12 protein-coding genes and 1 pseudogene are annotated in these 12,943 nt (G+C 47.8%); 3 read left to right on the forward strand and 10 right to left on the reverse strand.

The window, feature by feature from the left end; genetic code table 11:
* Positions 1–42: 42 nt before the first annotated feature.
* The 4 genes from J2T16_RS23740 to J2T16_RS23755 all read right to left on the reverse strand — a co-directional run bounded on the left by J2T16_RS23740 (position 43) and on the right by J2T16_RS23755 (position 4,548).
* Positions 43–573 (reverse strand): MSMEG_1061 family FMN-dependent PPOX-type flavoprotein, encoded by a 531-nt coding sequence (locus J2T16_RS23740; protein ID WP_139168843.1) that lies wholly within the window; start codon positions 571–573, stop codon positions 43–45.
* A gap of 189 nt (positions 574–762) precedes the next feature.
* Positions 763–2,361: a UDP-glucose--hexose-1-phosphate uridylyltransferase gene (locus tag J2T16_RS23745; protein WP_499019393.1), complete on the reverse strand. Its 1,599-nt coding sequence runs from the start codon at positions 2,359–2,361 to the stop codon at positions 763–765.
* Between the two features lie 14 nt (positions 2,362–2,375).
* On the reverse strand, positions 2,376–3,365 hold the full coding sequence (gene galE / locus J2T16_RS23750) for a UDP-glucose 4-epimerase GalE (protein WP_090915498.1): 990 nt from the start codon (positions 3,363–3,365) through the stop codon (positions 2,376–2,378).
* A gap of 1 nt (position 3,366) precedes the next feature.
* Complete coding sequence (locus tag J2T16_RS23755) at positions 3,367–4,548, reverse strand: galactokinase (protein ID WP_499019394.1); 1,182 nt, start codon at positions 4,546–4,548, stop codon at positions 3,367–3,369.
* A gap of 166 nt (positions 4,549–4,714) precedes the next feature.
* Between J2T16_RS23755 and J2T16_RS23760 the strand changes: the two genes are divergently transcribed.
* Positions 4,715–5,683: an AraC family transcriptional regulator gene (locus tag J2T16_RS23760; protein WP_221787331.1), complete on the forward strand. Its 969-nt coding sequence runs from the start codon at positions 4,715–4,717 to the stop codon at positions 5,681–5,683.
* Positions 5,684–5,767: 84 nt separating this feature from the next.
* Here the strand turns inward: J2T16_RS23760 and mgrA are convergent, their stop codons facing one another.
* The 6 genes from mgrA to J2T16_RS23790 all read right to left on the reverse strand — a co-directional run bounded on the left by mgrA (position 5,768) and on the right by J2T16_RS23790 (position 11,059).
* Entirely contained in the window at positions 5,768–6,784 is a 1,017-nt protein-coding gene (gene mgrA, locus J2T16_RS23765) for an L-glyceraldehyde 3-phosphate reductase (RefSeq protein ID WP_154888539.1), read from the reverse strand.
* A 109-nt stretch (positions 6,785–6,893) separates the two neighbouring features.
* Entirely contained in the window at positions 6,894–7,634 is a 741-nt protein-coding gene (locus J2T16_RS23770; protein ID WP_221787334.1) for an NAD-dependent protein deacylase, read from the reverse strand.
* Positions 7,635–7,682: 48 nt separating this feature from the next.
* Positions 7,683–8,450, reverse strand: a complete 768-nt coding sequence (locus J2T16_RS23775; protein ID WP_154983380.1) for an HAD-IA family hydrolase — start codon at positions 8,448–8,450, stop codon at positions 7,683–7,685.
* A 27-nt stretch (positions 8,451–8,477) separates the two neighbouring features.
* On the reverse strand, positions 8,478–9,248 hold the full coding sequence (locus J2T16_RS23780) for an alpha/beta fold hydrolase (protein ID WP_499019395.1): 771 nt from the start codon (positions 9,246–9,248) through the stop codon (positions 8,478–8,480).
* 89 nt (positions 9,249–9,337) lie between these two features.
* Entirely contained in the window at positions 9,338–10,003 is a 666-nt protein-coding gene (locus tag J2T16_RS23785; protein ID WP_090915508.1) for a bifunctional 2-keto-4-hydroxyglutarate aldolase/2-keto-3-deoxy-6-phosphogluconate aldolase, read from the reverse strand.
* A gap of 90 nt (positions 10,004–10,093) precedes the next feature.
* A complete protein-coding gene (locus tag J2T16_RS23790) occupies positions 10,094–11,059 on the reverse strand; it encodes a sugar kinase (RefSeq protein WP_154887546.1) in 966 nt (321 codons plus the stop codon).
* Between the two features lie 232 nt (positions 11,060–11,291).
* On the opposite strand from J2T16_RS23790, the gene J2T16_RS23795 reads away from it, so the two are divergent.
* Both J2T16_RS23795 and J2T16_RS23800 read left to right on the forward strand, forming a co-directional pair.
* Positions 11,292–12,332: an acyltransferase family protein gene (locus J2T16_RS23795; protein WP_221787343.1), complete on the forward strand. Its 1,041-nt coding sequence runs from the start codon at positions 11,292–11,294 to the stop codon at positions 12,330–12,332.
* 120 nt (positions 12,333–12,452) lie between these two features.
* Positions 12,453–12,701: pseudogene (locus J2T16_RS23800) on the forward strand (KGG domain-containing protein); the annotation flags it as partial.
* Positions 12,702–12,943 lie beyond the last annotated feature (242 nt).

Here is a 12,943-nt window from a genome sequence, read left to right on the forward strand (position 1 = left end):
TAGTACCCCTTTTATAGAAAAACAAATCGATAGCCGCTCACTTTAGTTCAACCCGTTGATCTTCAGATGTGCTTGAAGAAGTTCATTCACGGATGGCAACTCTTCGGATTTCGCCCATGTTGCAGCGTCCCATAATCCTGCCTGATGAAAAGCACGCGGACAATGAATGAAACATTCCTCGACTTCAACAATGACGGCTGCTCCAATCGTTTTACCTTCCCAGTTCATGCTTTTGATGAATTCTTCATCCTTTGTAATCCGAGCTGTTCCATTGATACGCAGCACTTCATTTAAACCCGGAATCACAAACAACATTCCTACACCTGGATCTGACAGAATGTTCAACAAGGAATCGATTCGGCGATTTCCTGGACGTTCCGGGTACACCAGTCTATAAGAATCAAATACACGAACAAAGCCGGGTTCATCCCCACGCGGTGATACATCACATTTTCCATCCTGATCCGAAGTGGACAAGAAGAACAAGGGTGACTTCGTGATAAAATTTTGAACATGCGAATCCACAAACGGGATTACTTTATTGCGCACACGTTCGCTGGATTCTCCAACCATGCTTTTAAGTTCCTTGGCATCTGAGATAAATGGAAGATTAAGCGGCTGCTTTTCCAAATAAATCGTCCCCTTTTCCTTATGTAGTGTGGGTCATTCTAACTGTTCTTCTTTCGTTCCTTACTCTATTATACATCTCGAACCATGCCAAAAAGCACCCGTTCACAATTGAACGGATGCCAAATGGTCTTCCTACTCGGTATAGCCCATGCTACTTACGAAGCGACGGAATGCTTGACGTCCAGCTTCATCATGTTTGTACACACCTGCATGCTCCAGTATTTCGGAGAATTTCAAACCTACCTGCTGTTGTACAAGTGTAACCGCTTCTTCCTTCGTCAAGCTGGAGCCATGCTCCTGCTTCAACTCTTCTGTCCACGGTACATGTTTGTTCAGCTCGTGATCCGCTGCCTGGGCAGCTTCTGCAAGCTCTGTATTTCCCGCCAAGATGTCGGCAATACCATCTAGTTCTTCTTTAAGACGTCCTGGCAAAATAGCCAGTCCCATGACTTCGATTAAGCCGATATTCTCTTTTTTCAAATGGTGCATTTCACGGTGTGGGTGGAAAATACCTTCCGGATGCTCGTCATTTGTACGGTTGTTACGCAACACGAGATCCATCTCAAAACCGCCATCCGCACTACGGCGAACAATCGGAGTTACCGTATTGTGAGGTACCTTTTCCCCATCGATCTCACTAAAAGCCTCGATCTCTACTGCGGAGTCACTGTAGACTTTCCAAGCTTCATAGACCGCGTTACCCGCTTCTAGCAATTCCGCAGGATCATGTGAATGCAGACGCATCACGGACATCGGCCATTTGACAAGGCTAAGTGTCAGCCCTGGTGCATCCGCATGACGGAAGACCGCCTCTGGCTGTGCGTTTTGAATGGCAAACGTATGACGTCCACCCTGGAAGTGGTCATGGGTCAGAATGGAACCGCCCACGATTGGAAGATCGGCGTTAGAGCCGATAAAGTAATGCGGATATTCCTGAACAAAGGCAAGCAGTCTGCGCAAGGTATCCTTCGTCAGTTTCATCGGCACATGATCATGATGGAAAATAATGCAGTGCTCATTGTAGTACACGTACGGCGAGTATTGGAACAACCACGGCTCATTGTTAAGCTGTAGCGGAATGACACGCAGATTCTGGCGGGCCGGGTGATTCACCCGACCAGCATAACCTACATTTTCACGACACAGCTGACATTTCGGATATACCGGAGGTGGAAGCAATTTCGCCATAGCGATTTCCTTTGGACTCTTCTCCGGCTTCGAAAGGTTGATCGTGATCTCCATCTCGCCATAAGCGGTATCCTGCGTCCAATAGACGTTCTTGGATACGCGATCCATTCGGATGTAGTTCGAGTTAATGGATAAGTCATAAAATTGCGATGTTGCCGCCTCGATACCTTCCGTTTTCTCCTTATCACGGAAAGCACGCACAACTTCTGAAGGGCGCGCCATCAGATGACCCATAATTTTCGCATCCAGCAGGTCACGGAAGGTATCGCTATTTTCAGGAATGAGTCCAATCGTATATCCATAGTCAATGAGAGTGTCCAACATGGTCTGTGGACTATCAGAAACTGTAGCATGCAATTCACCGGCATAAGGCTCCGAGAATCCGAACTGTTCCATCAGCAGGTTGCGACTGTAATCATAGTCCGCTTCCTCGATCAATTTTTTCTGTAAGGCAAATTCGACCAGACGCTCAATGGCATGCAGTGCTTCCTGCTGCTCGGGTGTACGCTCTGTGGCCTCTGCTCCAGGTTGAGTCTGTGACATAAGATGTTCGCCTCCTAGTTTTTTCCGTAGCCTTCAGGGCGTGATTGATGCCAGTTCCATGCGCTTTGAATGACATCTTCGAGATTTGTCCATTTTGGGTTCCAGCCCAGAACGGATCTTGCTTTCGCAGAAGATGCCACCAGCACAGCCGGGTCACCTGCACGACGTGGTTCCTGAACAACCGGAATATCCAGGCCTGTTACTTTTTTAGCGGTTTCGATCACTTGTTTTACCGAGAATCCAGTGCCGTTACCCAGGTTGAACACGTTGCTGTTCTCCCCTTTGCGCAAGTAATCCACTGCACGCAGATGCGCATCAGCCAGATCACTAACGTGGATATAGTCGCGAACACATGTGCCATCCTCTGTTGCATAGTCATCTCCGAATACAGCGATATGTGAACGTTGTTTCAATGCCGTCTGCAATACAAGCGGAATCAAGTGACTTTCCGGCTGGTGATCTTCACCGATTTTTCCACTTTCGTGTGCACCGGCTGCATTGAAGTAACGCAGGGAAACGTATTTGATATCCTGCACTTTGTCGAACCAGGACATCATGCGCTCCATCATCAATTTTGTTTCACCATATACATTCGTAGGCTCCGTACGGTCGCTCTCTTCGATCGGCACTTTCTCAGGCTCACCATAAGTTGCTGCTGTAGATGAGAAGACGATGCGACGTACATTCGCTGCATTCATTGCTTCAAGCAGGCAAAGTGTGCCGAATACGTTATTATCGTAGTATTTAGCCGGTTCTTTCATGCTCTCGCCGACGAGCGAGTTCGCCGCAAAGTGAATGACAGCATCAATTGAATTTTCTGCGAATAGTTTCGTCAAGATTTCCTTGTCACGCAAATCACCTTCATACAACTTACCGCCAAGCAATGCCTCGCGATGTCCTGTTTGCAAGTTATCCAGTACAACGACTTCTTCGCCACGTTCGAGCAATGCTGCCACCGTATGAGATCCAATATATCCTGCTCCACCTGTCACCAAAATTGCCATTTTACTTCGCCTCCTTGAGTTCGTTAACACCTTCGCCTACACCACATACATAGAAATCACCTTTGAGACCGGTGCGTGCTTCATACGCTGCACCCACTTCACTCAGAAAACGTTCCACATCATTCTCATGTACCAGAGACACCGTACATCCGCCAAAACCTGCACCCGTCATACGTGCACCCAGTGTTCCTGGAATCCGCTGTGCTTCCTCAACCATGACATCCAACTCGTTGCAGCTAACTTCATACAAATCACGCAACGATTCATGTGAAGCATTCATCAACTGTCCAAACGTCTGCAAGTCATTGTTCTGCAGCGCTTCTACGGATGCAAGTACTCGTGCATTTTCATCTACAACGTGCTGGGCACGCTGTCTGACTTTCTCATCCTTGATCTGATCCTGTAAGGTGTCAAACTGCTCTGGCTTTAATTGAGCCAGGTAATTCAGTGCAGGCAGCTGTTCCTTCAAAATGGCAAGTGCCTGCTCGCATTGAGAGCGCCGCTCATTGTAAGCCGAATCAACCAAACCACGGCGTTTGTTCGTGTTACCGATAATCAGTTTGTAAGCACCTGTACGGAAAGGAACCTTCTCATACTCGAGCGTATCACACATCAGCAGAATCGCATGATCCTTCGCCCCGTTGGCTACAGCAAACTGATCCATGATGCCGCAGTTGACACCAACAAACTCATTCTCTGCTTTCTGGGACAAAAGCGCAAGCTCCACGGTGTCAATGTCGAGTACCCCTTCCATGGATTGAATCGCATACCCGGTGAGAACCTCCAGAGATGCTGATGAGGAAAGTCCTGCGCCATTTGGTATTTCACCGTGGTAGAGGAAATCATACCCTCTCGTCACTTGCACACCTTTGCCTTGCAGCTGTACCATGACGCCTACCGGGTAGTCCGTCCACTCCCCCGTTTTCTCCTGACCAATGGAGGCTCTGTCCAGAGTCCCCTCGTAAGCCATATTGGTAGAAGCCAGCTGTAATGCGTTATCCGTACGTTCACGAATGAGCAAGGTTGTGCCAAACTCAAGCGCGGCCGGGAGCACATAACCACCGTTGTAGTCGATATGTTCACCAATCAGATTCACACGCCCAGGGGCATGGAATACACGGATGTCCGCTCCACTTTCTCCGTACCTCTCAATAAACTTTTGTTGCAAATCAGTTACATTCAAAGCTGATGCACCTCGCCTCTTTGTTGTGGTTTTCTTAATGTTATTATACAAGGAAGTGATCTCTCTTAAAATGAAACCATGTGTGATTCATATGGATAAATGTGACCTTTAATCATATAATGAATCTAACGACTGAAGCTCTAATCAACGGAAAGAAGGATTCCACATGAAAGATTCCAAAACAAATCCGGCAGAAACATCCCATAACACAACAGGTTCATCCAGTTCGTCCAGCTCCAGACCCTCACAGGAAACAGCCGTAAGCAAAAGCGGAGCACTTAGTTATTCGGTTGCCTCCAATCCCACCTATGATAACCGAGGGGCACTTCATGTCCTGTTTGCTGGTGCAAGCCAGACTCTCCCTGGACATGCACTTGGACCGAAGCTATATGATTATTATCTTTTGCATTATGTAGAAAAAGGAGCCGGCACGTTCCGTACGGAGCTGCACACCTACGATCTCGCCGCAGGTGATTGTTTTTTGATCCATCCGGGACAACTGGTAAGCTACCAGTCCCATAACCGGAAGCCGTGGCAATACCGCTGGATTGCCTTTACAGGCAGTGAAGCTGCCGGGCACGTCGAACAGGCCGGGTTTAGGCCCGAGAAATCGGTTTTTCATGCCGGTACAGCCTGTGACATATCCAACTGGTTGTCGGTCATGCAGGACGCTTTTGCCGAGCGAAAAGAAAGCGCCCATTATACATCACTCGGTACACTGTACATGATTTTAGCCGAGGCCCAGACCCATCTCTCCGAGGGGCAAACATTAACATCAGGAGAATCCTCCATTCGGCGGACGGTAAAACAGATGATTCAATATATGTCCACTCAATACGCTTACCCCGTATCCATTGAACAAATGTCGGAGAGTCTGGGATATAACCGTGCATATCTTTCACGTATTTTCAAGCAGGAAACCGGACTCACCCCTGTGACCTATTTGTTGAAACTGCGGATCGACAAGTCACGTCAATTGCTTCGGGAACGTCCAGACTTGTCCATTGAACAGGTATCTGCATCTGTTGGTATGCCTGATGCTCTGTATTTTTCCCGTCAATTCAAACGTTTCCACGGCGAAGCCCCCACTCTCTATCGGGAGAAACTGCTTGCGCGTCCGCTACGCTCAAAATAAAAAAAGTGCATCTTGCCTTTATGGCTAAGATGCACTTTTTGTGTGTGATTTATTTCTGAACATTACCCTAATATGGGACAGGTTCTAATCTTTGTTTTTATTCGTAGACTCTGGTCGCAAAATGGATTCAATCCGCTCCAGTTCCTCCGTGGAAAACTCCAGCTGACTAAGCGCAGCTACGTTCTCTTCAATCTGAGACGGACGGCTTGCGCCAATTAGCGCAGACGTGACTCTTCCATTGCGCAGTACCCATGCCAGTGCAAACTGGGCAAGACTCTGACCACGGGATGCCGCAATCTGATTCAGAGCACGTACCTTACGAAGTGTCTCGGGAGAGATATTATTTTCATTGAGAAATACAGAAGGGCCTTTGGCACGGGAATCTTCTGGAATGCCATTCAAATATTTGTTCGTAAGTACACCTTGCTCCAATGGACAGAACGCAATACTGCCTGCTCCGTATTCGTCCAGCACATCCTGAAGTCCATCTTCAATCCAGCGATCCAGCATGGAATACCTTGGTTGATGAATCAGCAATGGCGTACCTAAGCTTTTCAAGATCTCTGCCGCCTGTCTCGTTTGCTCTGCAGGATAATTGGAGATACCAACATAAAGTGCCTTGCCGGAACGAACCATATGATCAAGTGCCATCATTGTTTCTTCCAGCGGCGTATCTGGATCATAACGGTGTGAATAAAATATATCCACATAATCCAGTCCCATTCGTGTAAGGCTCTGATTCAGACTGGATATCAAGTATTTGCGAGAACCCCACTCACCATAAGGTCCTGGCCACATATAATATCCGGCTTTGGTGGAGATAATCAGTTCATCCCGGTATGGTTTCAGATCCTGAGCCAGCACCTGCCCAAACAGTTGCTCTGCTGAACCTGCAGGTGGGCCATAATTGTTAGCCAAATCAAAATGTGTAATGCCGAGATCAAATGCACGTGTAATCATGTTGCGTCCATTCTCTACACTGTTAATTCCACCAAAATTATGCCAAAGTCCAAGTGAAATCGCTGGCAGCTTGAGGCCGGAACGTCCCACGCGGTTATATTTCATCGTTTCATAGCGTGTTTCAGCAGCTACATAGACCATCATGAATCCCTTCTTTCCACAGGTTCGCGCATCCTGTATCCAAGCCTTAGCCAGAGGATGCCATAATTCCGTTCAATGCGTTTAATAAAAGCTGGTTCACAACTTTGTATCAACCAATAAGCTGTTCTACACCCTTCATTACCTCGCCAATCGGCTCTGTAATCAACAAGTCTGCCCGATGATCGTAAGCGGTTGGTGTGGCATTGAGCAGAACGGTGTGTTTTCCCTGAAAATACGTAATTAATTGCGCTGCTGGATATACCGTCAACGAAGTCCCACCTACAAGCAATAAATCTGCTGAAGACAGGGCGTCGATGGCATGATACAACGTTGCCTGATCCAGTTCTTCTTCGTACAAAACTACATCTGGCTTGACCACACCTCCGCATGACGAGCAACGAGGTACAACCTCTTTCGATTGCATAATGTCATGCAGCGAATAGAACTGCTTGCAATCCATGCAAGCATTGCGATGAACCGAACCATGAAGCTCCAGCACATGACTGCTGCCTGCCTTTTGATGCAAACCATCGATGTTTTGCGTAATGACAGCGTGAAGTTTACCTTTCTGCTCCAGCCTGGCAAGTAAACGATGACAACCATTCGGTTCCGCATCGGGATGAAGCATTTTCCCCCGGTAAAAGTCATAAAAAATATCAGCGTGCTGATCAAAAAAATGTCGGCTTAACAGTTCCTCTGGAGGATAAGGGGAGTGCTGCTCCGTCTGGTACAGTCCCGCAGCCGAGCGAAAGTCGGGAATCCCGCTTTCCGTTGAAGTTCCGGCTCCTCCGAAAAAAACAATGCGTGAGCTTTCCTGAATCCAGGCAGCCAGTTGCTCTGTTGCGTTCATCCTCTCTCCTCCTTTGATTTCCTTATACATACGAACATAGCGCAGGATCTATAACACAATACCTAACTCATCATAATGACGAATGACGGCGTCCGCATCATGCAAATGCGCACTCTGGTCCGATGGAAGACAGTACCCCAAAGTATATGTTGCTCCTGCATGGCGGCCCATTTGCATATCACCGTTGCTGTCTCCAATGACTACAGCCTCATGAGGCTCAACCGCTAATTCCCGGCAAGCCAGCAGGAATGATTCACCATCGGGTTTGCCGCGCGTTACCCGGTCACAGCCTACAATCGAACTGAAAAAGGAACGGATGCCCATCCAGTCCAGATGTGTCTCAGCCGCTAATGTACTGTCGGAAGTCACCACTGCAAGCTGAATGCCTGCTTCCTTACAACGTTGTAGTAAATCCAGTAATCCAGGCATGGGTTCAGCGGATTTCCGCTCTCTTACAGACTTCATCGCTATACTTGAAAACTGGCGTATCGTTGTAATAGCTTCGTTCCATGGCGTACCCGCAGCATAGAGCTGACCTGCCAGCCAGCCGTTACATTCATCTACAGTTGCAATGGCAAGCGGCCCTTGCACATCGTAGCCGCTGAGATGACCTTCCGAATCGTGAACCGTACCCAGCACATGTTCGAGTTCCACGGTAAAAGAGGCATCACGTTCTCGCATCCATGCTTGCATTTGCACGAGCATACTCTCGGCCCAAGGACCCCATAATTGAAGAAAATCCAGCAAGGTGCCATCTTTGTCAAACAGAATTGCCCTGCAGGGGATCTTCTCTCCCTGCACCTGTAGCAAAGCCACTCACCTTCACCTCCGCTGAAAATTAGACTACTTGATGGTATCTAACCAAGATAACAACGTTTTGACCGTCTGCTTCAACTGATCCTCTTCACTAATTGATGGCTCACCGTCACCCTTCTGATGACCATAGTCACCAAACTGAGCGTGGTTCCCTCCTTCAACGGTGTAATACACGGTATCTGGTGGCAAATACATGCGTCCAGCCTGATACTTGGTCATATTCACAACTCCATCATTCGTGCCGAGAATGGATAAGGCCGGAATATCCAGCTTCTGCACACTTCCCTTTTCATCCGGATAGGACGCCAGGAAAAAAATGCCGTGAAGGGCATCTGGATGTGCCACTACATATCGTGCAGCCATGGAGCCACCTAACGAGTGACCACCCATGACGAACTGCTCTTCAGGGTATGCTGCCAAAATATCATCGGCCAGATCGGGTTTGATTACAGCCAAATTTACCGGCATCTTAGCAATAATGGTATGATGGCCAGCTGCAGCGAGCTCATGAGCAAGAGGAGCATAACTTTCTGGTTTAACTAATCCGCCAGGATAGAAAAGCACACTTTTTCCATTTGCTTTAGGTTTATCCGGCTTAAAATCGATCCAATTCTCCTGCTCACTGACGGTAACCCCGCCGGCTGTTTCCATCGCAGCCTGCGCCGATTCCTGTGGGCCGTAAGGCGTGAGCAACTTCCATGCAACATATCCGCAACCAATAACAATGAGCGCCAAAAGTACGAGCAGAAACTTGCCAATGCCCCTCTTCTTGCGCCCCGTATTATAACGATTTCTCAACATCATTCACCTTTCTACACTTCCGCAAATTACCGCGGCTTATGGAAGCGGGAGCCCGCTTGTCGCAGGCTCCCTTCCATCTTGAAACATTATTCAGCCTTGGCTTTGCGATAAGCTTCCATATATTGTTCCGCTTTGCGGCGGACATGACTCAAATCTCCCGTCTTTACAGCTTCCGACGTCAGGTCAGAGCCGATCCCGACAGCTACTGCTCCACCTTTGATCCACTCACCAAGATTGGACAAAGATACACCGCCTGTTGGCATGAAGTTCGCCTGTGGCATAGGGCCTTTCATCGTTTTGATAATGGATGGATCATACAGGTTGCCAGGGAACAGCTTGATAATATCCACGCCAAGCTCCAGTGCACGCTGCACGTCAGCAATGGTCATGACACCCGGCAAGATCGGCACACGATACAAATTACACATCTGAACGGTCTCAGGGTTAAGAGATGGTCCTACGACAAACTCGGCACCTGACATAATCGCAGCTCTCGCCGTTTGCGCCTCAAGCACAGTTCCTGCGCCAATAATCGCGAATTTCTCCGGATCTTGCGTATTCCAATGATACACACGGCTTAATTTTTCGATCGCTTTGAGCGCACCCGGAACGGTCATCGTAATTTCGATAACCTTGATCCCACCCGCGATTGCCTGCTCGGCCATAGCAATGACCTGGTCAGCTGAATCTGCGCGCAGAACCGCCACCACACCATTGTCCGTCATCTTTTGCAACAGTTGAAGCTTCTTCATTTCATTCTCTCCCTTGTTCATGTGGTGGTTGTATATACAAACTTTACATTTTTAAAGAACGAAGATGAGTCATCCTGATTTTAACGCGACTTAACGCTCGACGTGAGCAACATTATTCAACTTGGCCTCGACCTGTGCCCATGTCGGGAGTGCTTCCCAATCCCCGACGGCCTGAATAACCATTGATCCGTTCAAATTACCAAGTCGGGTCGCTTCCTGCGGAGTGTATCCCTTTAACAGACCAGCTAAAAAACCTGCACAGAATCCGTCTCCAGCTCCGACAGTATCAAGAACCTGATCTGCTTTAAAGTACGGAACTTCCGTTAGGGTACCATCCGCAAGTACGTAGGTCAAATCAGGCCCACCCTTAACAATGCACACGGCATCCATGGCAGCTAAGCGTTCAAGCACCTTCTCATCGCTTTCTTCGTTATATAACAGTTTCATCTCATCCAAACCTGGTAAAAAGTAGTCAGCCTGTTCTGCCAAACGCAGCAACACAGGGCGAGCCTTCTCTGCTGACCATAGCTTGAGGCGCAGATTCGGATCGAAGCTCACTTTCACCCCCGCCTGCTTGGCAATATGTATGGCGGCTTCAACCGTGGAAAGTCCTGAATCGCTGATGGCTGCAGTAATACCTGTGACATGCAAAATCTTGGCCCCGGCAATATATTCCGGATCAAGATCATCCGGTGTCATCGCACTCGCCGCGGATAACTTCCTATAATAATGCACCGAGGCTTTCCCGGAAGCGTTCTCACGAATCATCAGACCTGTAGGTTCATGATCACTTAATTTGGCCCGGGATACATCCACACCTTCGCCGCGAATAGCTTTTAGAATCATGTTACCGATCGGATCGTTGCCAAGCCGTCCAAACCAGCCGCTGGTATGTCCAAGGCGTGCTACGCCAATGGCCAGATTGCTTTCGGCACCTCCGAACGTCTTGTCCAGTGTAGCTGCATATTCAAGCCCTCTCGTATCTCTGGCCGTCAGCAACCCCATGCTCTCCCCGAATGTAATAATATCAGGGCTTTGAAAGGGACTCGTTGACATATTGCCTTCCTCCTTAATATTGACTACCTCATCTTCTTCTACCATTGTCATCCCGTATGCAACCGTTGTCAATCCCGAAGCATTCTTTTTGTTGTCACATCTTTGAGAAAAGATAACGTTTACTAATGTGAATTAAATCACAATCATTAAAGTGAATCCATATTAACCTTAGTACAGATGTATATAACGAATGCAGATAAACTTTTAATGAAGTTTTCGAGGGGGCTACATCATGAGAAAACAGATACTGATTCAACATGATCAGGAATCTTTCTTTTACAATCTTCGCTTTATGTTAATTGTGTGCGTACTTGCGGGAAATGCACTGGAACCACTCATTACTCGCTTTGCCGGAGCAGAGGCATTGTTTCTGTGGATTTATACGTTTCATATGCCACTGTTCGTTTGGGTGACCGGATATTTTGCCAAACCTTCTATCCAGGGTGCCTCGGGGCGCAACGTGCTGAAACAGATTGCACTACAATATCTTCTGTTCCAAACGTTATATGCATTGATGGATGCGACCGTGTTTCATACACCACATATGCGCTTATCCTTCTTTGCACCGTACCTGTTGCTATGGTTCCTTGCCAGCCATTTCTGCTGGAGGTTACTTGTCCGTCTCACCATCTCTTGGAAACCTGTATATCGGTTGATTGCTTCAATCGCACTGGGAGTCATTGCCGGTTACTTGCCTGTCGACGGTTTTTGGCTCAGTTGCAGCCGCACCTTTGTATTTCTTCCATTCTTCGTAATTGGATATGACTATGGTGCAGCCATCCGTGCGCGCCTGCTCCCAGGCTGGGGCCGTAGAGTAGCCGGAATCCTATCTGTTGCTCTGCTGGTCTATATTGCATATGGCGATTTAAACATTCCGCAAGGATGGCTGTTTGGAAGCAAGACTTATGCTGAATTGGGGCATCAGGAGTGGTATGCCGGGATTTTCCGGCTTGGCGTGTATCTGCTGGAGATCATCTCCGCTACGCTTTTCCTTGCCTGGGTTCCGAACTTGACCTCCAAACTGACAGACCTGGGGCGTCGTACATTGTACGTCTTCCTTTTACACGGATTTCTTGTACGGCTTGCGATCTGGTCAGGGATCTACAGTTATATGGGTAGCGCACTCTTCATCCCGGTTATCCTTGGTATTGCTGTGCTCTTCTCGGTTACTCTGGCTCACCCGCTTGTACGGCATACCTTTAAAGTACTCATTGAGCCGGACATCTCCCGGATTTCAATTCATCGACATGGTGTTTTCAAACGTTCTGCTTGAGATTTAACTCACTCCTATTATCCAACCGTTTCCATTTAAGTTGTTTCATGCTGGAAAAACTGTGGTAATTCAGCATACACGATGCAAAAAACAACTTATCATGGTAAGGAGTGATTTGTAATGGCACAAGGGCAGACATCTGAACGCAAGATGAGCAGAGAAGAAGCCGGACGGTTAGGCGGGAAAGCTACTTCAAGAAACCATGACCGGAGCTTCTACCAGACGATTGGTAAAAAAGGTGGCGAAGCTACTTCCGACGCTCATGATGCAGATTTCTACAAGGAAATCGGACGTAAGGGCGGCGAAGCTACTTCCGAAAACCATAGCAAGGAATTTTATCGCGAAATCGGTCGCAAAGGCGGAAGTAGTTAACTGAGCTTATAAAAGAAGTATACCATTCAAAGCGAACCTCGCTTTAACTTAATTCAGAAGCCAAACTCCATGTTAATGGAATGTGGCTTCTTTTCTATATGTCTATTGATTGTAGAAATATGACGATGGTTGTGATAGACTCTATAGAAAAACCGGGTGTTCACGGGTTTAAAGCAGCAAAGAAATTCACAAACTACGGGGAGCCAGACACCAGCCCACGGGTTTAATTTTTAGAGTAC

This window comes from Paenibacillus intestini (assembly GCF_030803945.1).
Taxonomy (GTDB): domain Bacteria; phylum Bacillota; class Bacilli; order Paenibacillales; family Paenibacillaceae; genus Paenibacillus; species Paenibacillus polysaccharolyticus.

Bases quoted from the DNA above. Each gene is read 5' to 3' on its own strand.
- J2T16_RS23740 (WP_139168843.1), bottom strand. From the start codon at position 573: ATGGTTGGAGAATCCAGCGAACGTGTGCGCAATAAAGTAATCCCGTTT.
- J2T16_RS23745 (WP_499019393.1), bottom strand. From the start codon at position 2,361: ATGTCACAGACTCAACCTGGAGCAGAGGCCACAGAGCGTACACCCGAG.
- galE (WP_090915498.1), bottom strand. From the start codon at position 3,365: ATGGCAATTTTGGTGACAGGTGGAGCAGGATATATTGGATCTCATACG.
- J2T16_RS23760 (WP_221787331.1), top strand. From the start codon at position 4,715: ATGAAAGATTCCAAAACAAATCCGGCAGAAACATCCCATAACACAACA.
- mgrA (WP_154888539.1), bottom strand. From the start codon at position 6,784: ATGGTCTATGTAGCTGCTGAAACACGCTATGAAACGATGAAATATAAC.
- J2T16_RS23770 (WP_221787334.1), bottom strand. From the start codon at position 7,634: ATGAACGCAACAGAGCAACTGGCTGCCTGGATTCAGGAAAGCTCACGC.
- J2T16_RS23785 (WP_090915508.1), bottom strand. From the start codon at position 10,003: ATGAAGAAGCTTCAACTGTTGCAAAAGATGACGGACAATGGTGTGGTG.
- J2T16_RS23790 (WP_154887546.1), bottom strand. From the start codon at position 11,059: ATGTCAACGAGTCCCTTTCAAAGCCCTGATATTATTACATTCGGGGAG.
- J2T16_RS23795 (WP_221787343.1), top strand. From the start codon at position 11,292: ATGAGAAAACAGATACTGATTCAACATGATCAGGAATCTTTCTTTTAC.